The organism is Occallatibacter sp. FHG110214_02 (assembly GCF_059115385.1).
The window spans coordinates 139,200-165,875 of record NZ_JBZYWK010000007.1 but is presented as its reverse complement, the minus strand read 5'-3'; the positions used below and the strand labels follow the sequence as shown (position 1 = coordinate 165,875).

22 protein-coding genes are annotated in these 26,676 nt (G+C 57.9%); 12 read left to right on the top strand and 10 right to left on the bottom strand.

Features of this window, described 5'->3' with window-relative positions:
• The first annotated feature begins 28 nt into the window (after positions 1-28).
• From AC5S3R_RS08810 to AC5S3R_RS08800, 3 genes are all read left to right on the top strand, one after another.
• Positions 29-1,570, top strand: a complete 1,542-nt coding sequence (locus tag AC5S3R_RS08810; protein WP_494266649.1) for a YncE family protein — start codon at positions 29-31, stop codon at positions 1,568-1,570.
• Positions 1,571-1,686: 116 nt separating this feature from the next.
• Positions 1,687-2,454: a TlyA family RNA methyltransferase gene (locus AC5S3R_RS08805; protein ID WP_494266648.1), complete on the top strand. Its 768-nt coding sequence runs from the start codon at positions 1,687-1,689 to the stop codon at positions 2,452-2,454.
• 38 nt (positions 2,455-2,492) lie between these two features.
• Positions 2,493-3,350 carry an NAD(+)/NADH kinase gene (locus AC5S3R_RS08800; protein ID WP_494266647.1) on the top strand — a complete coding sequence of 286 codons (858 nt, stop codon included), beginning with the start codon at positions 2,493-2,495 and terminating at the stop codon, positions 3,348-3,350.
• Positions 3,351-3,434: 84 nt separating this feature from the next.
• Here the strand turns inward: AC5S3R_RS08800 and AC5S3R_RS08795 are convergent, their stop codons facing one another.
• The 4 genes from AC5S3R_RS08795 to AC5S3R_RS08780 all read right to left on the bottom strand — a co-directional run bounded on the left by AC5S3R_RS08795 (position 3,435) and on the right by AC5S3R_RS08780 (position 7,745).
• On the bottom strand, positions 3,435-3,671 hold the full coding sequence (locus AC5S3R_RS08795) for a four helix bundle protein (protein ID WP_494266646.1): 237 nt from the start codon (positions 3,669-3,671) through the stop codon (positions 3,435-3,437).
• A gap of 55 nt (positions 3,672-3,726) precedes the next feature.
• Complete coding sequence (locus AC5S3R_RS08790) at positions 3,727-4,254, bottom strand: hypothetical protein (RefSeq protein WP_494266645.1); 528 nt, start codon at positions 4,252-4,254, stop codon at positions 3,727-3,729.
• Between the two features lie 59 nt (positions 4,255-4,313).
• Positions 4,314-6,218 (bottom strand): sensor histidine kinase, encoded by a 1,905-nt coding sequence (locus tag AC5S3R_RS08785; RefSeq protein WP_494266644.1) that lies wholly within the window; start codon positions 6,216-6,218, stop codon positions 4,314-4,316.
• 126 nt (positions 6,219-6,344) lie between these two features.
• Positions 6,345-7,745 carry a sigma-54-dependent transcriptional regulator gene (locus AC5S3R_RS08780; protein WP_494266643.1) on the bottom strand — a complete coding sequence of 467 codons (1,401 nt, stop codon included), beginning with the start codon at positions 7,743-7,745 and terminating at the stop codon, positions 6,345-6,347.
• 167 nt (positions 7,746-7,912) lie between these two features.
• On the opposite strand from AC5S3R_RS08780, the gene AC5S3R_RS08775 reads away from it, so the two are divergent.
• Together AC5S3R_RS08775 and AC5S3R_RS08770 are read left to right on the top strand one after the other, a co-directional pair.
• Positions 7,913-8,236, top strand: coding sequence for a rhodanese-like domain-containing protein (locus tag AC5S3R_RS08775; protein ID WP_494266642.1), 324 nt, complete (start codon positions 7,913-7,915; stop codon positions 8,234-8,236).
• Between the two features lie 127 nt (positions 8,237-8,363).
• Positions 8,364-8,828, top strand: coding sequence for a nuclear transport factor 2 family protein (locus tag AC5S3R_RS08770; protein WP_494266641.1), 465 nt, complete (start codon positions 8,364-8,366; stop codon positions 8,826-8,828).
• Between the two features lie 7 nt (positions 8,829-8,835).
• Here AC5S3R_RS08770 and AC5S3R_RS08765 read toward each other — a convergent pair whose 3' ends face one another.
• Positions 8,836-9,600 carry an acyloxyacyl hydrolase gene (locus AC5S3R_RS08765; RefSeq protein WP_494266640.1) on the bottom strand — a complete coding sequence of 255 codons (765 nt, stop codon included), beginning with the start codon at positions 9,598-9,600 and terminating at the stop codon, positions 8,836-8,838.
• Between the two features lie 97 nt (positions 9,601-9,697).
• Between AC5S3R_RS08765 and AC5S3R_RS08760 the strand changes: the two genes are divergently transcribed.
• The 7 genes from AC5S3R_RS08760 (at position 9,698) to AC5S3R_RS08730 (ending at position 18,553) form a co-directional block, all read left to right on the top strand.
• Positions 9,698-11,068 (top strand): dipeptidase, encoded by a 1,371-nt coding sequence (locus AC5S3R_RS08760; RefSeq protein ID WP_494266639.1) that lies wholly within the window; start codon positions 9,698-9,700, stop codon positions 11,066-11,068.
• The gene (gene mobA, locus AC5S3R_RS08755; protein WP_494266638.1) at positions 11,065-11,739 is read left to right on the top strand and encodes a molybdenum cofactor guanylyltransferase; all 675 of its coding nucleotides are present in this window, start codon (positions 11,065-11,067) and stop codon (positions 11,737-11,739) included. The genes AC5S3R_RS08760 and mobA overlap by 4 nt, the downstream gene beginning before the upstream one ends.
• The gene (locus tag AC5S3R_RS08750; RefSeq protein WP_494266637.1) at positions 11,739-12,626 is read left to right on the top strand and encodes an ABC transporter ATP-binding protein; all 888 of its coding nucleotides are present in this window, start codon (positions 11,739-11,741) and stop codon (positions 12,624-12,626) included. Before mobA ends, AC5S3R_RS08750 begins: the two co-directional genes overlap by 1 nt.
• A 546-nt stretch (positions 12,627-13,172) precedes the next feature.
• Positions 13,173-14,690: a sugar transferase gene (locus AC5S3R_RS08745; protein WP_494266636.1), complete on the top strand. Its 1,518-nt coding sequence runs from the start codon at positions 13,173-13,175 to the stop codon at positions 14,688-14,690.
• Positions 14,691-14,869: 179 nt separating this feature from the next.
• A complete protein-coding gene (locus AC5S3R_RS08740) occupies positions 14,870-15,817 on the top strand; it encodes a catalase family peroxidase (protein ID WP_494266635.1) in 948 nt (315 codons plus the stop codon).
• A 32-nt stretch (positions 15,818-15,849) separates the two neighbouring features.
• Complete coding sequence (locus AC5S3R_RS08735) at positions 15,850-17,490, top strand: NAD+ synthase (RefSeq protein WP_494266634.1); 1,641 nt, start codon at positions 15,850-15,852, stop codon at positions 17,488-17,490.
• Positions 17,491-17,566: 76 nt separating this feature from the next.
• The gene (locus AC5S3R_RS08730; RefSeq protein WP_494266633.1) at positions 17,567-18,553 is read left to right on the top strand and encodes a DsbA family protein; all 987 of its coding nucleotides are present in this window, start codon (positions 17,567-17,569) and stop codon (positions 18,551-18,553) included.
• Between the two features lie 57 nt (positions 18,554-18,610).
• On the opposite strand, the gene AC5S3R_RS08725 is transcribed toward AC5S3R_RS08730, so the two are convergent.
• The 5 genes from AC5S3R_RS08725 to smc form a co-directional block, all read right to left on the bottom strand.
• Entirely contained in the window at positions 18,611-20,518 is a 1,908-nt protein-coding gene (locus AC5S3R_RS08725; protein ID WP_494266632.1) for a type II secretion system protein GspD, read from the bottom strand.
• 16 nt (positions 20,519-20,534) lie between these two features.
• Positions 20,535-20,825 carry a helix-turn-helix domain-containing protein gene (locus AC5S3R_RS08720; protein WP_494266631.1) on the bottom strand — a complete coding sequence of 97 codons (291 nt, stop codon included), beginning with the start codon at positions 20,823-20,825 and terminating at the stop codon, positions 20,535-20,537.
• 79 nt (positions 20,826-20,904) lie between these two features.
• Complete coding sequence (locus AC5S3R_RS08715) at positions 20,905-21,444, bottom strand: CvpA family protein (protein ID WP_494266630.1); 540 nt, start codon at positions 21,442-21,444, stop codon at positions 20,905-20,907.
• Positions 21,445-21,489: 45 nt separating this feature from the next.
• Positions 21,490-22,383 carry a phosphoribosylaminoimidazolesuccinocarboxamide synthase gene (locus AC5S3R_RS08710; protein ID WP_494266629.1) on the bottom strand — a complete coding sequence of 298 codons (894 nt, stop codon included), beginning with the start codon at positions 22,381-22,383 and terminating at the stop codon, positions 21,490-21,492.
• Between the two features lie 405 nt (positions 22,384-22,788).
• Complete coding sequence (gene smc, locus AC5S3R_RS08705) at positions 22,789-26,673, bottom strand: chromosome segregation protein SMC (protein ID WP_494266628.1); 3,885 nt, start codon at positions 26,671-26,673, stop codon at positions 22,789-22,791.
• Positions 26,674-26,676 lie beyond the last annotated feature (3 nt).

Genomic DNA, 26,676 nt, shown 5'->3' with positions numbered 1-26,676 from the left:
TGACCAAGTAAGCAGGTAACGAATCGGAATGAGTCTTTTTCGTATGTCATTTGAGCGGAAGCTCGGTACGGCGGGCGTTTGTGTTTTGTCTGGGATGGTAATGGGGCTGGCTGCCGGATGCGGCGCTGGTTATCGCCCCGTTGTTACGCCCATTAACCCCAGTGGACCGGCTGCGCAGCCGTCGTCGCTCACTGCTGTTATTTCTTCGCCTTCGCCGAGTTCGCCCGGCGTAGTGAACCTGATTGATTATTCGGGTGATACCGTAATGGCGCAGGCCACGCTTGGCCCCGGTCCGCTGGCGTTTACGCTGGACGAGACTGGCTCGAACGGCTATACGCTGAACAGCGACCACACGATTACCTATTTCCCGGTTTCGACCACGCTGCAGCAGAAGAATATTTCGTATTCTTCGCTGGAGTCTACGGCTAATCCGCTTTCGTTCTTCTCGCCTTCGGCGGGCTTTTATGCCGCGGATTTGACGGATAACGTGGTGGACGTGTTTTCGGGCGTTCCGCCGACGTTTTTGCGGACTATCCCGGTTGACCCGACGCCGATTATGGTGATTGGGCCGAGCGTGGTGGGGCAGCGCGATTACGCGATTACGCAGGGCGCAGTAACTTCCACGACCTGCAACAATGCGCCGACCAGCGGACCGAATGGCATTGCGGACTCGATTGAAGTGGCCAGCAATACGGTTGAGGCACAGATTCCGTTGGGCAAGTGCCCGGTGTATGCGGTGCAGACGCCGGATTCGCAGCGGCTTTTTGTGCTGAACCGCGGGGATGACACGATTACGGTCATCAATAGCCAGCTCAACACGCTGGACCAGTGCACACCGTTCAAAAACCAGTCTGGGCAGACGGTTACCTGCCATCCGACGCTGCCGCTTTCTACGGCGGGTGTTACGGCTTCGGGCGTTCAGCCGGTGAACCCGACTACGGCGAACCTACCTGCAACGGCTGGGCCGATTTACGCGGAGTACAACACGGCGACGAGCCAGCTTGTTGTGGCGGACTATGACGGCGGAACGGTCAGCATTATCGACGTAAGCCTCGACATTTACGGCAATGACAGCCCAACCTTTGGCACCACGTATACGGTGAAGGTGGGGAATAGCGCCAAGTCGAATCCGGCGAGCGTGACGGTGCTTTATGACGGTTCGCGTGCTTACACGGCGAACCAGAATGATGATTCGACCGGAGACGGCTCGGGCAGCGGCACGGTGAGCATTATCAACGTGGCCAGCCATTCGCTCGAAAAGACGATTACGGTCAACGGGCATCCGCGCACGGTGGTTTCCACGCAGAACTCGCAGCAGGGTAAGGTGTATGTTGCTTCGCCGGACAGCCCGTACCTGACGATTTTGCGCACGGACCAGGACATTGTGGATACGACGGTGCTGGTGCAGGGCAATGTTGTGGATGTGCGTACGGCCTCGCAGAACGGCGGGACGGGCAACAGCCAGAACGTCAGCCGTATGCCGGGGTATGGACAGCCTTGCAACCTGTCGGCGCAGCAGATTGGGAATGCGCCGGGCATTGACCAGTGCCGGGCCCAGTCTGTGCAGTAAAGACAGGGTATTGGGTTAGGGTATCGGGTATAGAAAAAGCTGCGGGCATCCTGCTTGGGTGCCCGTTGTTTTGTTTGGGCGATTGTGAAGTTTCCTCTGTAACCTCAAAGCAATTCATGTCTGCATCCTCCAAAACTCGTATTGACCAACTGCTTGTGGAGCGTGGGCTTGTGCAGAGCCGCGAGCGGGCGCGGGCGATGATTCTTGCGGGGCGCGTGCTGGTGAATGAGCAGAAGGTGGATAAGCCGGGAGCTTCGGTTGCCGCGGATTCTGCCGTGCGGTTGCTGGGCGAGGACCTGCGCTATGTGAGCCGGGGCGGGTTGAAGCTGGAAGCTGCGCTGGATGCGTGGAAGATTGATGTGACGGGGCGCGCTTGCCTTGACGTGGGAGCTTCTACGGGCGGTTTTACGGATTGTTTGCTGCAGCATGGAGCGGCGCAGGTGACCGCGGTGGATACAGGCTTTGGGCAGATTGCGATGAAGCTGCGGAATGATGCGCGCGTGCGGCTGATGGAGCGTACGAATGCGCGGCTGCTTGAGCCCCGGTCGCTTGAGCCAGGCCCGCTTTCCGAGGAGCCGGCGGCTACGCTGCTGGTGATGGACGTGTCGTTTATCTCGGTTACGCTTGTGCTGCCGCCGGTGCTGGCGGCTGCGCCTTCGCTGCGTGAGGCTGTCATCCTGGTGAAGCCGCAGTTTGAGGCAGGGCGCGGGCATGTGGGCAAGGGCGGCATTGTGCGCGACCCGGAGGCGCACCAGATGGCGATTGATAAAGTTGCTGATTGCGTGCGCGAGCAGGGCGGGGAAGTTGCTGCCGTAATTGACTCTCCCATTACGGGGATGGAAGGCAATAAGGAGTTTCTTTTACATGCAACGTTTCAGAACTAAAGACGGCGCGCTGTTTTCTGTCTTAAACTGAGAACCGCATGATGCGCATTGCTATCGTTTGCAAACCGCAGAAAGAAGAGTTAGGGCGTTTGCTGCCGGAGTTGATTGCGTGGCTCCGGAAGCGGAACTATGAGCCGGTGCTGGACCATGAGGCTGGCCGCTATACCGATGCCGCGCTGGCTGTGGACCGTAGCGAGTTGCCGAGCTTTCATCCCGGCTTGGTAATTGTGCTTGGTGGGGATGGCACGCTGCTTTCTGTGGCGCGCATCTTTGCCGCTACGGGCACGCCGCTGCTGAGCGTGAATCTGGGACAGCTTGGGTTTCTTACGGAGGTTAGGCTTGGGGATTTGTTTCCCACGCTGGAGGGCTGGTGCGCGGATTGCCATGTGATTGAGCGTCGCGCGATGCTGCATGCCGAACTGGTTCGCAATGGCGAAGTGCATGGCACGTTTGAGGCGTTGAACGACATTGTGGTGACGAAGGGCGAGATTGCCCGCATGGGCGATTTTGTCATCGAGCTGGATGGGCGCAATGTGGCGAGCTTCCGCGCAGATGGCGTGATTATTTCTACGCCGACTGGTTCGACGGCTTACACGCTGGCGGCAAATGGGCCGATTCTTACGCCGAATGTGGACGCGATGGTGGTGACGCCGATTTGTCCGCACCTGCTTACGCTGCGTCCGATTGTTGTGCGCGGGGATGCGAATCTGCTGGTTCGTATTGGCGGGGTGCCTAACCGTACTTTGCTGACTGTGGATGGGCAGACGGCTGTGGCGCTGGAACGCGGGGATGAGATTCGCTGTAATCGCTCGCAGTACACGGTGAACCTTGTGCGGCTGCAGGATGGCGGGTTCTTTGAGGCGCTGCGGAATAAGTTGAGTTGGGGAGAAAGATAAAGCAGGGATCAGGTTTCAGGGATCAGGTTTCAGGGATCAGTTATTGAGTGCCTTACACATCCAGCTTTCCAGAGACTGAGTACATCATGTTGCCGACTCATGCGATAGGCCCTTTGCGTCGTTGAGGAGTTGGGAGTCGCCAAAGTTGAGATTGCGTGCGATTTCTATCTGTGTTTGTACCTCAAAGTTAGAGCCGCGCGCTACGCCGAGAAAGTATCTATATTCTCGCGCGCTGAGTCTTCCGTGCCCATCCGCAATGTTGCTCGCAATGGCTACCGAAGCCCGGCGTATCTGGCTAGTGAGTCCGTAAGACCGGACCATAGTGAGTTTTCCTGTATAGCGGATTTGATCCCTGACACCTGAATCTGATCCCTGTCTACTGCTTGAGTTCGTCCAGTAGGAGGCGGGCTTTTGTGGCCAGCGTTTGTGCGCCGTCGAGGTCGTTGGAGTTCAGGGCTGAGTGGGCCTGCTTGATGTACTCGCGGATTTGCGCGGCGGTTTTTTCTTCCTGCGTGCTCAGCTTGCGGTTGATGCTGTTGAGCTGGTGCTCGGTGTTTGCAAGCGAGTTGGAGGTCTTGGTGCGCGAGTCGGCGGAGTCGCCGGTGGAGAGCTGCCCGATGGCGCTTACTTCCGGTGTGCCGGTGGAGGCCTGCTGCTGCAGTGTTGTTGTTGCCGAGGCGTTCTGGGTGGCAGGTTTCGGGGCCGGCTTTTTGTGATGCGGGGTGGGCTTGGGCTGCTCCTGCGTGGAGGCTGTGTCAGCGGCGGGAGCGGGCTTGTCCTGCGCCGGAGGCGTGGCCACTGGTGCGGGCGTATCCCTAGGCGCGCTCTCTGCCTTGGTCACAGGGCCGTCATCCACTGGCGGAGCCAGTGGGAGTTGCTGATTCTGGGCTTGTTGCTTGTGCAAAAAGCATCCGCTCAGCAGGACCAATGGCAATAAGCACGCAGCGCGTGTAAGAGGGTACTTCATCCTTGCCCCTTTTCCTGTTCTATCCCAGCAGGTTGAAGGTGCCGGCGGCTTCGATCCTGGGTGGCTAATGGTATGTGTAAACGGAACTCGGTGCCCCGGTCTTTTCTTGATTGTACCTCGACACTGCCATGGTGAAGCTGCAGGATTCTGTATGTCATGGCGAGGCCGATGCCGCTGCCTTCGCTCTTTGTCGTAAAGTACAGATCGAAAATCTTTTCGCGGATTTCCTCGGGAATTCCGGTGCCTTCGTCCATGATTCGGATGACGGCGGTCTTCCGGTCCATCTCCAGGATTACGTCGAGGTGGCCGCCTTCGGGCATGGCCTGGGCGCCGTTTTGCACGATGTTCAGAAGCGCCTGCTTGAGCAGGTCGGCGTCAATGTTGGTGATGACCGGACGGGACGGCAACTGGTTCGCGAGGATGACGTGGCGGGTGGAGAGCTCCTCGGAGGAGAGCGCGGCTACATCTTCCAACAGGTCGCGCAGGTCACGTTCCTGTAGTTGCAACTCCACGGGGCGGGAGAAGTCCACCAGCGTTTGCACGACGCGGTCGAGGCGGTGGATTTCAGACTGGATGACGTCCATGTGGCGCTCAATCTGGGGCGTGTTTGCGGCTTCCAGCTTGTTGCGTAGCAGTTCGAGGTGCACGACGATGGCGTTGATGGGGTTTTTGACTTCATGGGCCACGCCGGAGGTGAGGCGGCCTATGGCCGACATGCGGCGCGAGACTTCCAGCTCCGACTCGATGGCTTCCACGGATTCGAGGTCGCGGAGGGTGACTAGCGCGCCGAGCCCCTGGAGGTTTTCGTCGTCGTGGATGAAGTGGACGGAAGCCTGCACTTTGCGGCCTGATTCGGTTTTAATTTCTTCCTGAATGAGCGCGGTGTGTGTGGTGAAGGCATCGCGCAGAGCGTGGCCCAGTGCCGTGTTGCGGTCGAAGATTTCTGTAACGTGCTGGCCGAGTATGGAGTCGGGGTCGAGGGTGAGGAAGCGGCGGGCGGCATCAGAAACCAGAACGGCGCGACCGTCGCCGGTGAAGAGCAGCAGACCGTCCTGCAGGTTGCCGAGAATCTGGTCGAGGTTATCTTTGAGGGCAGAGAAGACCTCTTCGACGTTGCGCATGCGCTGGCCGATGCGTTCAATCTGGTGCGAGACGTGCTCGACGGTGTCGTGCCGGGTTAGCTCTTCGCTTGGCTGGGTGTTTTCGTTTGCGTTTGGTGAAACCCAGTAGTCGAGTTGCTGCCTGATTTCTTCGAGTGGATGCAGGGCGAGGTTGCTGAGCAGGAAGGCTACTACCAGCGCCGCGCCGAGCGCAAAGCCCATCAGCTCTCCTGTTTCCTCGAGCCAGGGTTTGTATACGGCTCGCAGGAACGTGGTGCGCACGCCGACGTGGACGTTGAAGAAAGGGGCGCCGTTGCGGTCAAGTGGGGCGGAAATGTCGTAGACCCTGGGGTCGTTGCCGAAGACGGCGTGCATCAGTTTTACGGGGTCCGCATTCAGCATTTGGGTGTAATCGGCACGCGTGGGGAGCTGCTTGTCCTGATTTTCAGGATTGGTGCTGAGGATTACCTGCTTTGCGTTGTCGCTGATGTTGATGTCGTAAACCGTCTTGGAGTAGCGGTTGACGGATTCGAGCACGGCGGCCAGATTTTTATCGCCGCGAATTGCCTGAACTGCAAGGTCGTGCAGTTGCTCGGGATGATTGGGGTCGAAGGTGCGGTCTTGCAGGCCGGCTTGCAGGGCGTTTTGCAGGGCAAAGCGAATCTGGTAGGCAATCATCTGATTGCTCTCCTGCGATTGCTTTACGGATGCATTCAGGAGCTGGCTGATGTAGACAAGTGACAGTAAGCCTGAAATCAGTACGACCAGGGCGGTGATTGCCAGCACGAGTTTTGTCTTCAAGCGCATTTTCTTGCTAGCCCTCAGGCGGATTGTGCTTCTTGAAGCGGTCTCGTCGCCGTTGAAAACGGTATCGGCGAGTACTGGAGCCTGGCTCCTAATGCCTGCAAGGGAAGAGTTCGCGGCAAGCTAAGAAACCGCTTGCTGGCTCTGGTTATATTCTTTCAACTTATTGTGCAGGGTCTTCAAGCTTACGCCAAGAATCTCTGCGGCGCGTGTTTTATTTTGGCCGGTAGCTTCAAGGGTTCGCAGAATTAACATCCTCTCGGCTTCGTCCACGGTTGTTCCTACGCGCACCGGAACTATGTTGGCGTCATGGACTGCGACGGGGGGCAACTGTGATTTGCCAAAGGCCGGCGGTAGATGCGTGGCGTCCAGTGCTGCTCCGTCGGGACAGAGAATTACGGCGCGCTCAATTGTGTTTCGCAGCTCGCGTGCATTGCCGGGCCATTGCCAGGACATGGCACGCTCAAGAAATGACGGCGCGATGCCTGCTACCGTTCGGCCATGCTTGGTGTTCATCTCTTTCACCATTGCCTCGGCCATGGCGGGCAGGTCGTCGAGATGCTGCCGCAGCGGCGGCAGGTGGATATGAAAGACGTTCAGGCGGTAGTAGAGGTCGGAGCGAAGCTGGTTCGACTCGATGGCTTCTTCCGGGTTGCGATTGGTGGCGGCCAGTACGCGAACGTCTACGTCGGTTTCATTGCGAGCGCCAAGGCGGCGGAGCTTGCGCTCTTCCAGAACGCGCAGCAGCTTGGCCTGCGTGTTGATGGGCATTTCGGCCAGCTCGTCGAGCAGGAGGGTTCCGCTGTCGGCCAGCTCAAAGCAGCCGATGCGGCGTTCCAGCGCGCCGGTGAAAGCGCCTTTTTCATGGCCGAAGATTTCGCTTTCGATGAGCGACTCAGGAATGGCTGCGCAGTTGACGGCTACGAACGGGCGCTGCTTGCGGGTGCTCAGGTCATGGAGTGTGCGGGCTACCAGCTCTTTTCCGGTGCCGCTTTCGCCGGTTACCAGTACGGAAACGTTGGAGGGTGCGATTTGCTCGATGAGGGTGAAGATTTCGCGCATGGCGGTGGAGTTGCCCACCATGGAGCCGAGTACGCCGGATTCGCGGAGGCGGCGGCGGGCTACTTCCAACTCGATATTGGTATCGCGCTGGCGGGTGGCGTTGCCGAGGATGGTGCGGAGGCGGGTTGCGTCTACCGGCTTGAGCAGGAAATCGTACGCGCCGAGCTTCATGGCGTCCACGGCGGTCTGGATGGTGCCTTGCGCCGTAAGTAGAACTACCGCAATGTTTTGGAACTGCGAGGCGTTTTCCGAGATGCGGGAAAGGAGACCCAGTCCGTCGAGCCGGGGCATTTTCAGGTCCGTGACCACGATGGCCGGATCCCATGCCAGGACTTTTTCCCAGCCCTCAATGCCGTCCCTCGCGGTTTCCGTTCGGTAACCCCAGCCGGATATTAACTCGGCAAGCCCGGTAAGGGCATGGGGTTCGTCTTCCACGATCAGGACTTTCACAGCATTCGACATAAGTGGCTCATTTATGCGCTATCTAGGTTTTGCGCTGTATCTATACAGTTTTATCATGAGTAGCAATTTTTAGCCGTTACGAAAGGGCATGCCCTTTGGTGTTCGGCGGTTGTGGGAGGGTGTTTAAGCTGACGCCTCGCGCAGCGTGACGCATCTAAACTGAAGCTATGCTTGATTACGAAATTTCCCCTTCGGAAGCTGCGGAGCTTCTGAAAGATAAAAAAGCCCGTTTGATTGATGTGCGTGAGCCGTGGGAGTTCCAGACGGCACACGTTGAAGGCTCGGTGCTGATGCCGATGGGCGATGTGCCTTCACGCGCTAACCAGGAGCTTGACCCCGATGAGCGGCTGGTGGTGATTTGCCATCATGGAATGCGCTCGCTGAATACCGCCGTGTGGCTGCGTAACCAGGGATTTGAAAATGCGCAATCGCTGCGCGGTGGAATTGATGCGTGGTCGGCGGAGATTGACCCGGCTATTCCGCGCTACTAGTCTGCGTTAACGAGAAGATGGAGAGGCTGCATGACTTTTTACATTTTTGCAGCAAGAATTGCGCAGAGCGGCGGAAGGTATCGCAATAGCATATTTGCAGTTCGATAGATTTCGTCAGGAGAGAAGCATGTCTACAGCACTCGTTCCGCCGTTTACTCGTGAGATTGCCATTGCCAAGGTGCGCCGCGCTGAGGATGCGTGGAATACGCGCAATCCGCAGCAGGTGTCGCTGGCTTATACGCCGGACAGTATGTGGCGCAACCGTGCGGAGTTCGTCAACGGGCGCGAGGAGATAGTTGCGTTTCTTACGCGCAAGTGGAATCGCGAGCTGGAGTACCGGCTTATCAAGGAACTGTGGGCGTTTGATGCGGACCGCATTGCTGTGCGGTTTGCGTATGAGTTTCGCGATGACTCGTACCAGTGGTATCGCGCTTATGGCAATGAGAACTGGGAGTTTGACGAGGCGGGTCTGATGCAGAAGCGCTATGCGTGCATCAACGACATGCGCATTACGGAAGCGGAGCGGCTCTTTCACTGGCCGCAGGGACGCAGACCGGATGAGCATCCCGGCCTTAGTGATTTGGGGCTGTAATCCCGGCCTAGTGGCCGAAGACGTAGGAGACCTGCAGGAGACCGTTGTCGATGCCGGGGTTGGTGGGCGCGGTGTTGGCGTTGGAGATGTGATGGTAGCGGTACTCGACGCGCAGGGAGCGATTGTAGGAGAGATACCATTCAAGGCCGGCGCCAACGTCGAAGGTGAAGTTGAAGGAGCGGGCGGTCTCTACGGGAATTGCGCGGCTGGCAATTAAGAATCCGCCATGGCTCTCGACGAGCGGCTGAATCTTGCGGGCAGGGGAGAGGTTCAACTGCATTCCTACGGGTGAGAGGCCTGCGCCATATGCCCATTGGCGGCCGGAACAGGTGAAGGTTTCCGTTCCGATAAAGTCGAGGCCTCCGGCGGTTATGTCGTAGTCGAGGGTTTGCGACGCGCAGACAACGCTTGGCGACTGCCCGGTAAGCGTGAACGTCTCCTGCGTGGGCGAAGTTTGCTGGACAAGGATCTTTGTCAGCGGGTCGCTCTCGAAAATTACCGGAAGAACCTCGCCGTCATACTGCCAGTTCAATGCGTGATTCAGGATGATCTGCCGACTGTAGCTGAGGCCGGCGTGCATGAGCTTGCGCCGCTCGGCATCGCCCAGCAGGATGTGGCTTGAGTCGCCGGAGTAGGCAAAGAACACGCCGAACGAGCTTTTGCGCGCGAAGGGCACTTCGCCAGCGGGTGTTGCCTGGGCGGAAACGAGGACATTGGAAAGAACGAAAAGCAGGGAAAAAGTCAGCAAAAGACGTGCAGGCGGGACTTTCAACAACGGGAAATCTCCTTCGAACGGGGTCCCAGGGGAAGTTACAGAGCCTATACTTTCGTATTGATTGTCATTTTCCATGTTGACGGGAGTTTCTGCAATGCCTTCGCTCGCTGTTGTTTACGCTGCTGAGAATCATTCACGCTTTCTGGATGAGCTGAAGGCTCTGTTGCGGATTCCTTCTGTCTCCACGCTGCCGGAGCATGCCGCGGACTGCCGCAAGACGGCGGAGACGCTGGCTGCGGAGCTGAAGCGCATTGGGATGGAGAATGTGCGGCTGATTGAAACGAGTGGGCATCCGCTGGTGTATGCCGACTGGCTGCATGCGACGGGTAAGCCGACGGTGCTGGCGTATGGGCACTATGATGTGCAGCCTGCAGACCCGCTGGACGAGTGGCACACACCTCCTTTTGAGCCGACGGAGCGCAATGGGAACCTCTATGCGCGCGGTGCGGTGGATGACAAGGGACAGATGTACATGCACGTGAAGGCGCTGGAGTCGCTGCTGAAAGCAGACGGGAAGCTGCCGTTGAATGTGCGCGTGCTGCTGGAAGGTGAAGAGGAGGTGGGCGGGGAGGGAATTGCCGCTTATGTTGCTTCTAAGCCTGCGGATTTGAAGGCGGATTTTGCGTTGGTGTCTGACACGGAGTTGTTTGCGCCGGGGCTGCCTACACTTTGCGTTGGGCTGCGCGGCATGATTTACACCGAGTTGGAAGTGCGCGGCGCGAAGACGGATTTGCACTCCGGCATGTATGGCGGTGCTGCGCCGAATCCCTTTGTGGCGCTGGCGCAGATTATCGCGGGGCTGAAAGACCGGGAAGGGAAGATTCTGATTCCCGGTTTCTATGACGATGTGGAGGCTCCGAGCGCGGAAGAACTGGCGGCGTGGAAGAGCCTGCCGTTTGACGAAGAGCACTATCGCGAGACGGAGGTTGGCTCGAAGGAGTTGGTCGGTGAGGCTGGTTACTCCGTGCTTGAGCGCACGTGGGCACGGCCTACGCTGGAGGTTCACGGCATGCCCGGCGGCTTTATCGGAGCGGGTGCGAAGACAGTGATTCCGGCGAAGGCAACGGCGAAGATTTCCATGCGGCTGGTGCCGAATATGACTCCGGCGAAGGCATTTGAGCAGTACAAGAGCTACGTGGAGAAGATTGCGCCGAAGGGCGTGGATGTGAGCGTTCGACTGATTCACTCCGGCGATGCGTGCCTGATTCCGGTAGATAATCCGTACATCCAGGCGGCGACGAAGGCTCTGCATGAGGTGTGGGGCAAGGACACGGTGTTTATTCGCAGCGGTGGGTCGATTCCGATTGTGGGTGACTTTGACAAGCACCTTGGGTTGCCGAGCGTGATGATGGGCTTTGGGCTTCCGGATGACAACATTCACGCACCGAATGAGAAGTTCAACCTTGAGAACTTTGAGCTGGGGATTGCTTCGATTATCGGCTTCCTGGAGGAGGCTGGGCGTTGAGTTTAGCGGGCAACGTTTCAACCGTTGCGGGCTTTGTTCTTGCTGGTGGGCAGTCCACGCGCATGGGGCGGGATAAGGCGCTTGTCGAGCTTGCGGGCAGACCGCTGATTGCGTATGCCGTGGAGGCGTTGCAAGACGCCGGGCTGACTGCGCAGATTGCCGGGGCGCGGAGTGAGCTTTCTTCATTTGCTACTGTGGTTCGTGATGAGACGCCGGATGCCGGGCCGTTGAGCGGGATTTGTTCGGCGCTGGCTGCGACGAGCGCGGAGTGGGCGGCGTTTCTTTCCGTGGATATGCCGCTGCTTCCGGCTTCGCTGGTGCGTCGTCTGGCATGGGATGCCGCTACGACGGGCAGCATGGTGACGTGGGTGTCGATGAACGGCTTTGCGGAGACTTTCCCCGTGGTGGTGCGGCGTTCGGCTTTGCCTTCTTTGCTGAAAGAGCTTCACGAAGGACGCGCTAGCTGCCGGACGGGTTTTCATGATGCGGCTGCACGCGTTGGTGAAGCTATCCGGGTGCTTGCTGTGGAGCAGTTGGCACAGGCGGGGCAGGTAGAACATCCACTGGATTTGCCGCCGGCGCGCTGGTTCCATAACGTGAACTCTCCGCGGGAGCTGGCGCGGGCTGAGCGGTGGCCTGCAGGAAAATCGCGTAAGCTGGAAGCACGGTGATGGAGCATCACATTCCGCAACGCGAAGACCCCCAGCGCGAGGAGACGGTTCTTTCCGAACTGGCGGACGAACTCGGTGTTCGTCCCCCTGAGGAATGCGTCGATGTGCCCGGCGGTGAGGCGTGCCCGGACCCTGGCGAGCCAATTATCCAGTTCACGAATGTCTCGATTGCTTTTGACGAGCGCGTGATTCTGCAGGACGTGAGTTTTCACATCGAGCGCGGCAAGACGCTTTGCATCCTGGGGCGCAGCGGTGTGGGCAAGTCGGTTTCTCTGCGGATGCTGATGGGTTTTTTGGTGCCGGATTCGGGTTCGATTCGTGTGGAAGGGAAAGAGATTATTGGGATGAGCGAGGCGGAGATGCAGCATATTCGCCAGCGCGTCACGATGGTCTTTCAGAATGGGGCTTTGTTTGACTCGCTTTCTGTTCGCGAAAATGTGGCTTTTCCGTTGCGCGAGCGTGGCGACCTGGATGAGTCGCATTTGGATGGCACTGTGGACCGGTTGCTTGAGCTCGTAGGCGCGGAAGATGTGGCGGATCAGCTTCCGGCGAGTCTTTCCATGGGGCGGCGCAGGGCAGTGGCAATGGCAAGGGCTCTGGCTTCGCAGCCGGAGGTTGTGCTTTATGACGAGCCGACGACGATGGTGGACCCGATTATCTCACGCAGGCTGGGCAACATTATTCAGCGGCTTAAGCAGCAGCTTGGTTTTACCAGCATTGTGGTCACGCACGATATGCGCTTTGCGAAGAGCCTTGCGGATTCTGTGCTGTTTTTGAACAAGGGACGGGCGCAGTTTTTTGGGCCGCTGGCGGAGTTTTTGGAGTCGCCTGATCCGGATGTCCGGGAATTCCTTGAGTTGGATGAATATGCGCTGCCTGTAGCTTAGGGCGGGCTCAGGGGCCAGGGAGTTAACGTTCTGTAACGTGTCCGCGTCTAAGTTTTGACTTGCCAGAATGCCCCCTTTCGGGCGATGCTGGTTATATCGTCGGTCCCAAAGGCTGGCAGTATAGATTTTATTTTGTTAAGTACATGCCCCAGAAATCACTTTCGAACTCTGCGCGAGTTTCAATCTAAGTTTGATATAATTCATTTGTAATCGTTGGTTTACAAGTTATCATTCGTCGTCATTTTTTTATTTTTCAATTTTTGGGTGGAAGTAAGCTCCCGCCTTTGCTATGAAAGTTGCCTGTAAGTCGGAATTGCGCAGAACGTGTTATTGCCGGAAAGCCCGGCAATAACGTTTCAAGACAACCGGGATCAGTGCGAAAGACTCAGCACCGTTTTCCGCGGATATGCAATCCGTTCTCCGAAAACGTATCGGGCCCGATGTAACAGATCAGCTGTCTTGATCAGCCTTTTTCAAGCGTGAAACGAGGCTAGTATTTCGTTCACCAAAGGCGCGTGGGGACGGTTGAGGATTTCAGGACGCTTTATGGCGACATCGGATTTTTGGCAGAAGGTCTCGGCCTCTATTTCCTCTTCGCAGGAATGGGCCGGAGGTGCACCAGCGCCATTGTCCCGTCCGCTTGCGGGAACTTCCAGGGTATGGATGTTTCTGGATGCGTTGACGGTATTTATAGCGGCTACCATAGCTACGCTTATTTCTTTTCGCATTAGTTTTATTGCAGGTGCCAAGCAGTTTTGGCATGGAACGCTGATTGAAGGCCGTTCCATGAGCCTGGAGTGGGCGCTGCTTGCTGGCTTTATTATTGCGCTGATTCTCATCAGCCGGCAGATGCATCTCTACACGCCTACGCGGATTCATAACATGCTGCATGAGCAGCGGCTGACCGTGCAGGCATGCTTTGCCGCCGGCCTGTTGCTGACCGGAACGATTTACGTCATTCATGCCATCAATATTCCTCGCAGCATTGTGTTGATTACACTTGGCCTGGTGATGGCGGCGCTGTGCCTGCGGCGCTTTGTTTACCGACTGATGCTCTACCGGCGCTATGAGCGCGGAATTGGTACGCGCAATGTGCTGATTGTGGGCACCGGGCCGGAGGCGCATGCGCTGCGGCACCACCTGGAGAGCATCCGGCATCTTGGATACACCTTCAAGGGATTCATCAATTTCTCTGGTCCCAACTCCCGTTATGCCTCCAGCTCGGGTGATGTGGTGGGTAATGTTGAGAACCTGTTTGAATGCGCGCGCCAGCAGTTTGTGGATGAGATATTTATCGCGACGCAGTGCGAACGTGGCCTGATGCAGGACATGCTGGATAAGGCCCGCAACAACAGCGTGGACCTGCGCGTTGTGCCGGATATGTACGACGGGCTTGTGTGGAATACGCAGATTCAATACATCGGCCAGTTTCCCACTATTCCGCTGCACTGCGGCCATGTTCCGGAGATTGCGCTGACGCTGAAGCGTCTTCTGGATATTGTGTTTTCCTTATCCCTGCTGGCGGTGTTTTCGCCCGTACTGCTGGCGATTGCGATTGCCATCAAGCTGGATTCGCGGGGCCCGGTCTTTTATTGCTCGGAGCGTATTGGCAAGAAGGGGCGTGTTTTCAAGTGCATTAAATTTCGCACTATGGTGCAGGACGCAGAACAGCGTCGTGCTGAGATGATGCATATGAACGAGCGCGACGGCGTGCTCTTCAAGATTACAAATGACCCGCGCATTACTCCGCTTGGCCGCTTGCTGCGCAAGTATTCGCTTGATGAACTGCCGCAGTTCTTCAATGTGCTGAAGGGCGACATGAGCGTAGTAGGGCCGCGTCCACCGATTGCCAGCGAAGTGCGCGAGTACAAGCTGAGCCATCTGCGCCGACTGGATGTGATGCCCGGCATTACAGGGCTGTGGCAGGTGCAGGGACGCCAGGACCCCTCGTTTGACAGCTATATCTCGCTTGATGTGACCTACATTGAAAACTGGAGCGTGTGGCTGGATATCAAGATCATCATTCGCACGATTGGTGTGGTCTTTGCGGGGACGGGCTCTTAGTTGGAAGCTTTTGCAGAACGGTTATGAACTCTATGGGCTTTCTTTCTTGATGAGAAGGGAAGCCCGTACTATTTGAAAGCCATACCGTAGTGCTGCTTTGCATGAAGTTTGACGCAGGCATGAGTGGCTTTCTGCTACTGTAATGCTCGCGGTACAGCGATACACAGGAGAGTGTTTTTATGCCATTGCCCAGCGATGAGCGCATTGTTGCGCTTGCGAATGATCTTCTGCAGCAGTTTGACCAGATTTTTGGCCTGCATGCCGGTTTTCGTGCCGCGCATGCCAAGGGCCTGATGCTGACCGGCACGTTTACGCCGTCGGCGCAGGCGCAGTCCCTTACCAAGGCTCCGCATATTGTGCGGGAGTCCACGCCGGTTACGGTGCGCTTCTCCAACTCCACTGGGTTGCCGCAGTTGCCGGATAACGTGGCGGATGCCAACCCTCGTGGTTTTGCGATTCGCTTCGATCTTGCCGAGCATGTGCATACGGATATCGTGAGCCACTCTACGGATGGTTTTCCTACGCGCGACGGCTACGAGTTTCTTGAGTTTCTGAAGGCGGCGGCAGCCAGTGGTGCGGATGTGCCTTCTCCCAAGCCGATTGAGCAGTTTCTTGGCACGCATCCGGCGGCGCTGGCGTTTGTGCAGGCTCCCAAGCCGTTTCCGTCGAGCCTTGCGCGGCAGACTTACTATGCCGTGACGGCGTTTGAGTTTACGAATGCCGCTGGCGAGACGAAGTATGGGCGCTATCGCATTCTGCCGGAGCTGGGCAACGATTATCTGAGCGATGGCCAGGTGGCTTCGATTTCCGAGAACTACCACTTCGACGAGATTGCGGAGCGGGTGGCAAAAACTCCGGTGCGCTTCAAGATCCTGGTGCAGGTTGCGGATGCGACAGATACCGTGGACGATGCGACGATTCACTGGCCGGAGAGCCGCGAGTTGGCGGAGTTCGGCACGGTGGAGCTGAATGCGGTGATGCCGGATTCACTGGCGCAGCAGAAACACATTATCTTCGATCCCATTCCGCGTGTGGAGGGCATTGAGGCTTCGGCGGACCCGCTGTTGGAACTGCGTGCGGCTATCTATCTGCTTAGCGGGCGGAGACGGCGTGCTGCTACGGTGTAGTCTGCCGCTGCCGAGGGGATTAAACTGGAAGAGTGAAGATCGCGCTCGCACAGATTGACCCTACGGTCGGAGACTTTATCGGGAACATCGCAAAAATTATTGCAACAAGCCGCCGCGCAGCCGAACAAGGCGCGCGGCTTGTTGTTTTTTCTGAGCTTTGCATCTGCGGCTATCCGCCGGCGGATTTTCTTGAGAAGCCGAGCTTTCTGGCGCGCTGCCGCAGTGCGGTGGAGGAGATTGCCGAGGGCACGAAGGAACTCTCTGCGGCAGTGGTTATTGGCGTGGCGTTGCCTGCGCCGAATGGCGGCAAACCTGCTGTCAATGCTGCTGTGCTGATGGATAGGGGCAAGGTTGTGCTGGAGCAGCACAAGCGCCTGCTGCCGTTCTATGACGTGTTTGATGAGCAGCGCTATTTTCAGGCGGCGAAGTCGCAGCAGGTGGTGGAACTGGATGGCGTGCGGCTGGCTATCAGCATCTGCGAGGATGCGTGGAACGATAAAGAGTTTTGGCCGCATCAGCTTTACTCCATTGACCCGATGGAAGAGTTGATGCGTCAGCATCCGCAGTTGCATGTGAATCTTTCATCGTCGCCGTTCTGGCATGGGAAGCGCGAACTGCGCCGCCGCATGCTGGCTGCGATTGCGAAGCGTGATGGGATTCCGGTGCTGCTGTGCAACCAGGTGGGCGGCAATGACAGCATTCTCTTTGATGGCTCGTCAGTTGCGTTGAATGCGAAGGGTGAGTTGATTGCACAGGCTGCTTCGTTTGCAGAAGATCTTGTGCTGATTGACCCGTTTGATGCGAAGCCTATTGATGCGCCAGCCGATGATGAAACGGAAGCGGCATATCAAGCGTTGGTGCTTGGCACGCGTGATTATGTACGCAAGTGTGGATTCAAGCAGGCGATTGTAGGCTTAAGCGGCGGCATTGATTCCGCGCTTGTGGCGGCAATTGCGAAAGACGCGCTCGGTGCGGAGAATGTTCTGGGTATCGGCATGCCTAGCCCGTATTCGTCGCAAGGCTCGATTGACGATAGCCGCAAGCTGGCTGCGAATCTTGGCATTCGTTTTGAGGTCATCGGCATCAGCGGGCTCTTTGAGGAATTTACCAAGGCGCTGGGGCCGCTTTTTGAAGGCCGCAAGCCGGATATTACGGAAGAGAATATTCAGTCGCGTGTTCGCGGCAACCTGCTCATGGCGCTCTCGAACAAGTTCGGCTCGCTTGTGCTGACTACGGGTAACAAATCTGAGATGGCTGTGGGCTACTGCACGCTTTATGGCGACATGGTGGGTGCGCTGGCCGTGATTGGCGACCTGGTGAAGGCGCGGGTTTACGCTATTTGCCATTGGCTTAATCGTGAGAGCGAGGTTATTCCTTACACGATTCTTGAAAAGCCGCCCTCGGCTGAGCTTCGGCCTGACCAGAAGGACACCGATTCGTTGCCGCCCTACGATGTGCTTGATCCGATTCTGGAGGCCTATGTGGAGCGTTACGAGTCGCCGGAGCAGATTGCGCAGCAGTACGGTTTTCCGCGTGAGTTGGTCCAACAGGTAGTGCGCCTGGTGGAGCGCTCCGAGTACAAGCGGCAGCAGGCTGCGCCGGTGCTGAAGGTAACCTGCAAATCCTTTGGAACGGGGCGGCGTTTTCCGATTGCGGTCAAGGTACAGGTATAGCCGCATTGGCCCCTGTACAGCGATAATGATTGCAGTCCGCACCTCAGTTGTATTTGCAGCTTTAAGGAGAATTCGTTTGACACTGTCGATTGGCCGTCTTGCCAGCCCGCTTGCCGTACTGGCTGTTCTGTCCTCATCTCTGGTTGTTGCCGCTCAGCAGGCACAGCAGGTTCCCCCCGCATCAGCTGACCAGGCTCCTTCGGCGCCGGCAGCTGCGCCCGTCTTCCCCAAACCGGACCCCGCAAACTTTACTGCTGCCGCGCCCACCCGCGAGACCGTGGACGCATTCTTGAATGCAAGCTGGGGATATGACACGAACCGCATCTGGCAGGTGGAAGCGATTCTCAAAACGCAGGTGGAAGGCATCAGCAAGGTGATTGTTTTTGTCGGCGACAAGACCGGCAAAGAGAAGCCGGGACGCTTCGCCTTCCTGGCGCTGCCCGATGGCAAGCATCTCGTCCTTGGCGAAGATGTATTCCCTTTCGGTGAGCATCCTTACGCGGAACTGCGCGCTACTATGCAGGAGCGCGCTGATGGCCCTTACCGCGGCAACGCTTCCAAGGATCTTGAGATTGTGGAGTTCGCCGATCTGCAGTGCCCGCATTGCAAGGCTGCGCAGGCAAACATGGACCAGCTTGCAACGGACTTTCCGCATGCGCGCATCGTCTTCCAGAACTATCCTCTGCCTATGCACCCGCAGGCGGCTCGTGCGGCAGCTTACGGTGTTTGCGTCACCAAGGCCGGCGGCAACAACGCATTCGCTACGTATGTTGCTTCCGTGTTTGACGGGCAGGATGGCCTGAACACTCCCGATGGCGCGCAGTTGACACTGAATGCCGCGGTGACAAAGGCCGGGCAGGACCCGACGAAGATTGCCGCCTGTGCCGCGCTGCCTGCGACCACTGCCACTGTGGATGCCTCCGTTAAGCTGGCGAAGGATGCCAGCATCAATGAGACTCCGACACTGGTGATTAATGGCCGCCAGGTTCCGGCGAACATTCCTTACGAGACACTGAAGCAGATTATCGAGTTTCAGGCAAAGCAGGATGGTATTCAGAAGTAAGCTTTTTACAGCTCAACACAACGGCCTTCCATCGTCTGGTGAGAAGGCCGTTTCGCTTTAGTGCGATGTGCGCTCTACCAACTGCATTGGCGAGTGCCCCATGCTATGTGTGCTGCGCACTATACGCGGGGTCATGATGATGAGCAGCGTGGCGGTGTTCTTCTGCACGTTCTTGTCGGTGGCGTCGTTCATTCCTGGAATTTCACTCAGGCCTGGCAAGCCGCTTACGGCGCGAACCTCGGACTCATCCATTTCACCCGCTACTACTACGGCTTCTCCTGCTCGCGCGGTGATCATGCTTGCATAAGCCTGGTTCGCAAGCACGGGAACGTCATTGATGGAGGTTCCGGCAAGCGAGGTCATCTTCATGTCGATGTTTAGTGCGACATCTCCGGAGCGGAGAACGTGCGGTGTTGCTTTGAGCGTTAGACCGAGGTCTGTGTACTCCACCATGGGGATGTTGGTGGCGCTTGAAAGCTGCGAGGCCAGGCCTGCGAGTGCGCTGGAGTTGCCTGCGCCGGTGAGGCCGGGGATATTCAGCGAGCTTGGCGTAAGGCTCGAGTAAGATGAGGTCGTAATCGGATAGCGCGTGCCGCTCTTGAGCGTGCCTTCTTCACCGTCTTCGAGGCGAAGTTGAAAGTCGTCGAGCTGGCGCGAGTCTGACGAGTTGAGATTGAGATTAAAGGTGACAGGGCCGGGTGAAAGACCGGAGAGGGTAAGTCCATTGCCAAAGAGCACGGTGCCATTGGAAAAGATGGAACTGGAAACCTGGCCAGAGGCAAGCAGAATGCCGAGAATCGCCAGCGTGTCTCCCGGTGAGGCAAGGCCGGAAGAGATGATTTGCTGCACGAGGCTCTGGTTCGAGTTCAGAATCGATTGCTCTTCTGCGTAAACGTTGAAGGCGGTGATGGTCTGCGGTAACTGCGCGCCGGTGGTTCTTGTGGTGTTATGCGCTACCTGGAGAACCTTCACGTCAATCAGCACTTCGGAGCGGCCTTCTGAAATATCGCGCCATGTGCTGTTGAGCGCGTTGAGCGTGCTGGGCGGAGCCTCAACGGAAAGCATGGATGCGTTTACGTCGAGATTGCCGTGCGGTATCTCGAAGACCGTCTTCGACATGCTGAGAATGTCGTTCATTTCTTTCTGGTCAAGGCCGAGGAGGGAAATGTTCTCAACCGCGTTGCGCTCGTAGCGGCTGCGGAATATCGGTGTGTCGCGGGCAATCAGCGCACGATGCGGATCAATGACGATGGAGAAGGTGTCTGTCATCAGCGAAAGCGCTTTGGAGGCATCTGCAAAGGTGGCATCATCCAGATCGAGACGTACATTATCCCCGCTTACGCTATCGTCGATGGTGGCATCAATGCCGTAGGACTTGTAAACCTGCTCAATGAGCTGCCGCTGGCTCATGCGTAGATGAAAACTTTGCGCGCCGGGTCTGGGCGCAAACTCTTCCGGAGAAGCGAAACGATAGTGCTGCTGCGTAGAGAGCGGGGAAACAGGCTCTGCAGCATAGTCATCGGCAAGCTGGCTCAGATGGGCCGCTACATTCGCATTTTGCGGATCAAGCTGTTGTGCATGCGCAAGCGCGGCGCGGGCTGCGGCTTTATCGCCGAGCGTACGCGCTTTTGCTGCAGCTTGAATGAGCGCCGTAACCGCGTGGCTGCGAGCCACGACTATGGCCATTGCATAATCGTTGTTTGCGGGGTCGAGTTCGGAGGCTTTTTGATACTGCGTGAGCGCAGGCTCGAACTGCTCGGCCTCATAGAGCTTGGTCGCGGCAATGTAGAATTTGTCCGCGCGGCGCTTATCTGCAGCGCTGGCAGACTGCGCAGGCGCAGTCGATGCAGAGCCCGGATTTGCAGGCGGTGCCGGTGTGCTTTGCGCAGACGGGGCTGCCTGCGCGTACGCAAGCGTCGCGGACAATAGCAGTGCTACGAAAGATGGATATGCAGTCTGGCGCATGATGCTATGCGCCGTGTCAGCCCTGGCGATAGCCTGAGCGGATAGCGGCGCTGAATATAGGACGTTCGCTGCGCGGCGGACGCTTGAGGCCTGCGCGAACTTCTGCAAGGCTGAGGCCAAGCTCGGCCATCGACCGGCTCAGCGTATTGCGATGCATTCCAAGCTCTTCAGCGGCTTTACACTGGTTGCCACGATGCGCAATCAGTACCTCGCGCAGGTACTGTCTCTTAAATTCCCTGACTGCATCTTCGTAGCGTACTCCGCTCGAGTGCATTTGCGTCACCAGGCTGTCCAATTCTCGTTTCAACTTCCCACCTCTTGCTTGTTTGCGTCTTACCTAGATTGCCATATTCCGGCGCATTGCGTCGGCAAATATTTTTCGTTTATCACAGACCGGGATGGAGCCACTGCGGAGCCTTGCTTTCCCATGAGCGTAAGCCCTCGCGAATCTGGTCACCGAGATGCGAGGGCGCGATATGAGAGCTGAAATGCGTGACTCCCATGAGCTGGCGTGAAAGCTGCCCTTCCGCAATCCAATGCGTCTCCTGCGGAAAAAATGCGGCGCAGATAAGAATGAGAATGCTGAGGATGACCGCGCCCTGCACAATGCCAAAGACGCCGCCAGCAAGGCCGTCGAGCCATCCAAGGCCGATGAGCTTGAAGGCTTTTGCCAGCAGATGACCGATAAATCCCGCGACAACAATCACCGCAACGGCAATCAGAATAAACGCGACCGCATCCGCAACTGCGGGGATGCGAATGAAACGCGAAAGCGAGATGGAGAAGTGGTGATAGTTCCACGCCGCTACGGCGAGGCCCAGAATCAACCCGCCTAAGCCGCAGACAGAGCGGAAAAATCCTTGTGCCAGTCCGCTGAAAAATGAAACAGCAAGAATGGCAATAACAACCCAGTCCACTGGTGTCATGTGTGGTACTCCATTCAGTGTGTGAGAGTTTGTTCGACCATCCTACTACAACGTAAGAGAGTGTCCAGTAAGAAGACGGAAAGCTTCAAGATATTTTGCTTGTGTGCGTTCGGCCACGTTTTCGGGTAGTGCAGGAGCGGGTGCCTGCTTGTTCCAGTGAATCGATTCTAAATAATCGCGTACGAATTGCTTATCAAAAGACGGTTGCGCGCCGCCCGGTTTCCAGTTAGACGCATCCCAGAAGCGGGAGGAATCAGGCGTAAGCACTTCATCGCCAAGCAGAATGCCTTCGGAAGTGCGGCCAAACTCAAATTTTGTATCAGCGAGGATGAGGCCCTTCGATTCCGCATGCGCCGATGCCTTGGCGTAGATGGCCATGGTCAGGCGGCGCAGTTCCGTTGCGTCCGCTGTGCCGATAACTTTTTCTACTGCATCGAATGCAATGTTTTCATCATGTGCGCCGTCCTGGCTCTTGGCGGCAGGCGTGAAGATCGGCTCAGGAAGCTGCGAACCGTCCTGCAATCCAGCAGGCAAGGAGATTCCGCAGACGGTTCCTTCGGTCTGATACTCCTTCCAGCCGGAGCCGGCGAGATAACCGCGTGCCACGCACTCCACGGGGAACATCTCTGCGCGTTTCACCAGCATGGAGCGGCCTTCAAGCTGGTCCGCATAGGGTTGCAGCTCGGCAGGGAACTCGCGCACATCGGCGCTAATCAGGTGATTCGGCACAATGTCCGCAAGCAAATCAAACCAGAAGAGCGAAATCTGCGTAAGAATCTTGCCCTTGCCGGGAATGCCCGTGGCCAGCACGTGATCAAAAGCGGAGATGCGGTCCGTGGCGATGAGCAGAAGGTTGTCGCCAATGGCATAAAGGTCACGCACTTTGCCGCGGCCAAGCAAGGGAATATCGCCGAGATTCGTCGTCAGGAGAGCAGTCACAGAAAGGCCTTTCCGATGGGGGTCGAAACTTCAATTTTCGAGGCTGCGCCGTGCCTTGTCAATGCAGGAAGGCGGTTCGGGAAAGGCTTTGCGGAGTTGTGACGCACGTCACGGACCGGAGCAGCCGGCTGAGCGAGACTTTTGTTGTCAACATGGTTCGGGCGGTGCCATCCTAACCGCCTTGGAGCCAGTGGACACGAGGCTGCCGTGGAACGGGGAAGCCGCAGCATGTCTCGTCGTGTGCAGGGGATTGCCAGTAGCCGCGTACTATCGACCTCCAGTGCCGGCTACTGGTCCCCGCAAATTTTTCTTGTGCGCTTATTACCCTTCGATAAACGACACAAGCCGCAAGCGGCGCACCAAACCTGGTGCGCCGCTTGCGGCTTTACGTGTTTTTACTGATCGTTATGCGGTGGCCCGCTGCTGTTCCTGCCCATTTCCCAGCTTTACGCTGACCAGCTTGGAAACGCCCGGCTCCTGCATGGTAACGCCGTAGATCATATCGGCGGCGTGCATCATGCGCTTGGAGTGGGTGACGATGAGGAACTGCGTCTCTTTGCCGAGGCTGCGCAGCATGTCGGCAAGACGGCCCACGTTGGTTTCATCGAGCGGCGCATCCACTTCGTCCAGCACGCAGAAGGGGCTGGGCTGGAACTGGAAGATGCCGATGAGCAGAGAGATTGCTGTGAGCGCCTTCTCGCCGCCCGAGAGCAGCAACACGTTCTGCAGCTTCTTGCCCGGCGGCGAGGCCACAATGTCGAGGCCGCTTTCCGCTTGATTCTCCGCATCCGTGAGTCGCAGGAAGGCCTGGCCGCCATTGAAGAGGCGAGAGAAGACCTGCGCGAAGTTTTCATTGATGCGGGCGAAGGCTTCGTCGAACTTTTCGCGGGAGATCTGGTCGATTTCCTTGATGGTCTCCTGCGTGTTTTCGATGGACTCAATGAGGTCCTTGCGCTGTGTCTCAAGGAAGGTGTGCCGGTCGGCGGTTTCCTTGTACTCCTCAAGCGCCATCATGTTGACGGGGCCCATCTGCTCAATCTTCTGGCGCAGCGTGCGGCAGGTTTCGTCTTCTGCCGCGAGGGCTTCACCGTCAATGCGAACGATAGATTCATCGGCACGCAGTGCAACGGCCTCTTCGTTGACTTCTGTAAGAGCGCTGGCTTCGAGATGTTCCAGGTCGGCGCGCAGCTTGGCAACCGTGCTCATCTTGCCAGTGCGGCTTTCGCGCAATTGGTCGATGGCGGTGCGGTTGGTCTTAAGCTCGCTTTCAATTCCCGCAAGCTGCGCACGAAGAGCCTGCGCCTCTGCGCTGAGAGCCTGCGCCTGCGCAAGAGCTTCATCACGGGCTGCGGTTAGTTCGGTCTGACGCGCAACCAGGTTCTCGTTTTCGCTGATGCGCTGCGCGCGCTCAGCTTCCGCGGCGGCGCGTTGCTGCTCGACTGCAAGAATGCGGCGGTCAAGATCGGCATGCAGGCGGTCGATGCGCTGGAAGGCTGCTTCCGCGCCGCGGCGGCGCTCTTCGAGGCCAGCAAGCTCGGCGGTAAGCTGCGCGGCTTCCTGTTGCAAGCCTTCGCGACGCTGACGCATGTCGGCCAGCTCGCCCTGCTTCGATTCAAGCGCTGCTTCCGCGGTCTTGTGCTCGGCTTCCAGACGTTCGGCCTCGGCGCGCTTCTGCTCAATGGTGGCAAGCTTCTGCTCGCGTGCGTCCTTGTTGCGCGCGGCCTGCACGGTCCACTCCTGCACGCGGCGATCGATGCGCTGCACTTCGGCTTCCATCTGGCGGAGAGCAGCGCCCTGGTTGGCGGTGTCGCGCTCAGCCTGACGGCGGGCTTCGTTGCTGGCTTCGAGTTGACGCGAAAGCTCTTCGATAGTGCGTGCAAGCAGTGCACCGTTGGTTTCTGCTTCGGCAAGCTGTGCTTCGAGAGCTGCAAGCTTGCGCTCGGTCTCGCGCAAATCGCGCTTCAACGCAAGCGGACCTTCACTGGCAGGCTTGCCGCCGGTAACGGTGGTGTTGTGGAAGCACTCGCCGCCCGGCGTAAGGAAGTACGCATGCGTGTACTGTCCTGCAAGGCGCTGCGCTGCCGCCGAGTCTTCGACAATGTATCCATCGCGCAGCTTCGGCAGAATCGATTCCAGCGAGCGGCCAAAGCCGTTGAGCACCTTGATAGTGTCCTTGAGCGGCGTGAGACCGGATTCCTGAATCGTCGCGCTGTCGAGGGTGGCCGTAGCCGTGTGTTCTTCCGGATGAATAAGGAAGGTGGCGCGCCCATCCACGCCGGACTTGAGCAGGTTGACGCCATGCTCTGCCGCCGACCAGCTCTTCACCACGAGATAGTTCAACTCTTCGCGCAGAAATTCATCGACTACGCCTTCATGCTGGCCGCTGACCTCGAGGAAGTCCGCCAGCGTGCCCACAGGAGCAAAGCCGTTGTTCAGCGCGCCTGGCTTGAGCAGTTTTCGCACAGTCTCCGTCGAGTAGCTGTGATCGCGAATAAGCGCAGTCAGCGAATCACGGCGGCCCGAAAGGGAAGCGACCTCTGAGCGGAAGTGGTTCGCGCTCGCACGCAGCGCGGACTCCTCGGCACGCTTCGATTGCAGGTCTTCACGCAGCGCATTGATTTCCGACTCCAGCGTCTTGAGGGATTCCGTGGCCGACTCAAAGTTGAGCTTCGCCTGTCCCTGCCGCACGCCTAGTTCTTCGAGTTCATTGCGCGACTGCCGCATCTCGGCTTCGAGGCGTTCCGCTTCACGTTCGAGAGCGGCAAGGCTCTCTTCCGCCTGTGCTGTGTTGTTGCGGGCGCTGCCGGCCAGCGAAAGCAACTGCATCGCGTTGCGGCGCTGCGACTCAAGCTGACGCTCAGACTCAAAGACTTCCTGCGCAGCCGTGCGTGCCTGCTGCTGGCGAGCTTCCACGTTCTGCTTAAAGGCGCGAGCCTCTTCGGCAGCCGTTTCAAGGAAGCTCTTCTGCTGCTCGCGTTCTTCGATGATTCCGGCAAGCTGCGTGCGCGTCTGCTCAACTTCCGCAGCCGTTGCTGCAATGCGCGCTTCAAGTTCCGCGACGCGCTCCGTGTTGCCGTGCTCGCGGGCTGCGGCGCGCTCCAGTTCGATCGTGGAGTTGTTTGCTTGCGTCTGCGCTTCCTTCTGCGTGCGCTCCAGCTCATAGCCGCGCTCGGTGAGCGTGTGCTGGTTGGCTTCCGCAGCCGTAATGCTTTCCGCGCCAGTGTTGATTTGCTCGGAGAGGGAATTGATCTCCGCGTCAAGAGCACCCTGCTCGGCATCCATCTGAGCCATGCGGCTGGCAAGCACTACGCGCAGCTTGCCGCGCAGTTCATTGCGAACCTCGGCATAACGCTCGGCTTTGGCGGCCTGCCGCTTCAGCGAGTTCATCTGCCTTGTGACTTCTTCAAAAATGTCATCCACACGTGCAAGATTCTGCTTCGCGGATTCAAGGCGAAGTTCCGCAAGCCGCTTCTTCGTCTTGAAGCGCGTAATGCCGGCAGCCTCTTCGATAATCGAACGGCGGTCATGCGGTTTGGAGCTGAGCAACTGCCCAATGCGCTCCTGCCCGATAATGGCGTAGCTCTCCGGCCCAAGGCCGGTGCCCATAAAGATGTCCTGAATGTCGCGCAGACGGCAGAGCTTGCCGTTGAGCAGGTACTCGCTTTCGCCGGTGCGAAACAAGCGCCGCGTGATGACGATTTCGCCCTTGGCAAAGGTACGCTGAAACTTGCGGCGGCGAATCTTGAGCACCACCGGCTGCGGGCCTTTCAGTGCGGCCTCTGCATTGGGCTCGGCTGTGGCTTCTGGAGCAGCTTCGGCGCTGGCTTCAGCTTCCGAACCGGCCTCTGACTGCAGTTGCGCGCCTTCCTCGCCTTCAATTACCTGTCCCGGCTGCTCGGCGGCAATAATCTCTTCTGCTTCCTCGGCCCGCGCCTTGCGTGCAGCTTCCTCATCCCAGTCTTCGGGATTGCTGTCGTCCATCAGCACTTCCGGCTCAACGGGGATGGGGCCCTCGTAGGCATCGGGGTCCACCATCGTCAGCGTTACTTCCGCCATGCCCAGCGCCTTGCGGTCGCGCGTTCCGGCAAAGATCACGTCCGACATATGCGTGCCGCGCAGCGTCTTCGCGCTCTGCTCGCCGAGCACCCAGCTCACGCCGTCAAGAATGTTCGATTTGCCGCATCCATTGGGACCCACCACCACGGCAATGCCTGAGCCGGCGGTCGTCAGTTCCGTCCGGTCAGCAAAACTCTTAAAGCCGATGATGTGGATCTTTTTCAGTTTCAGCATGTC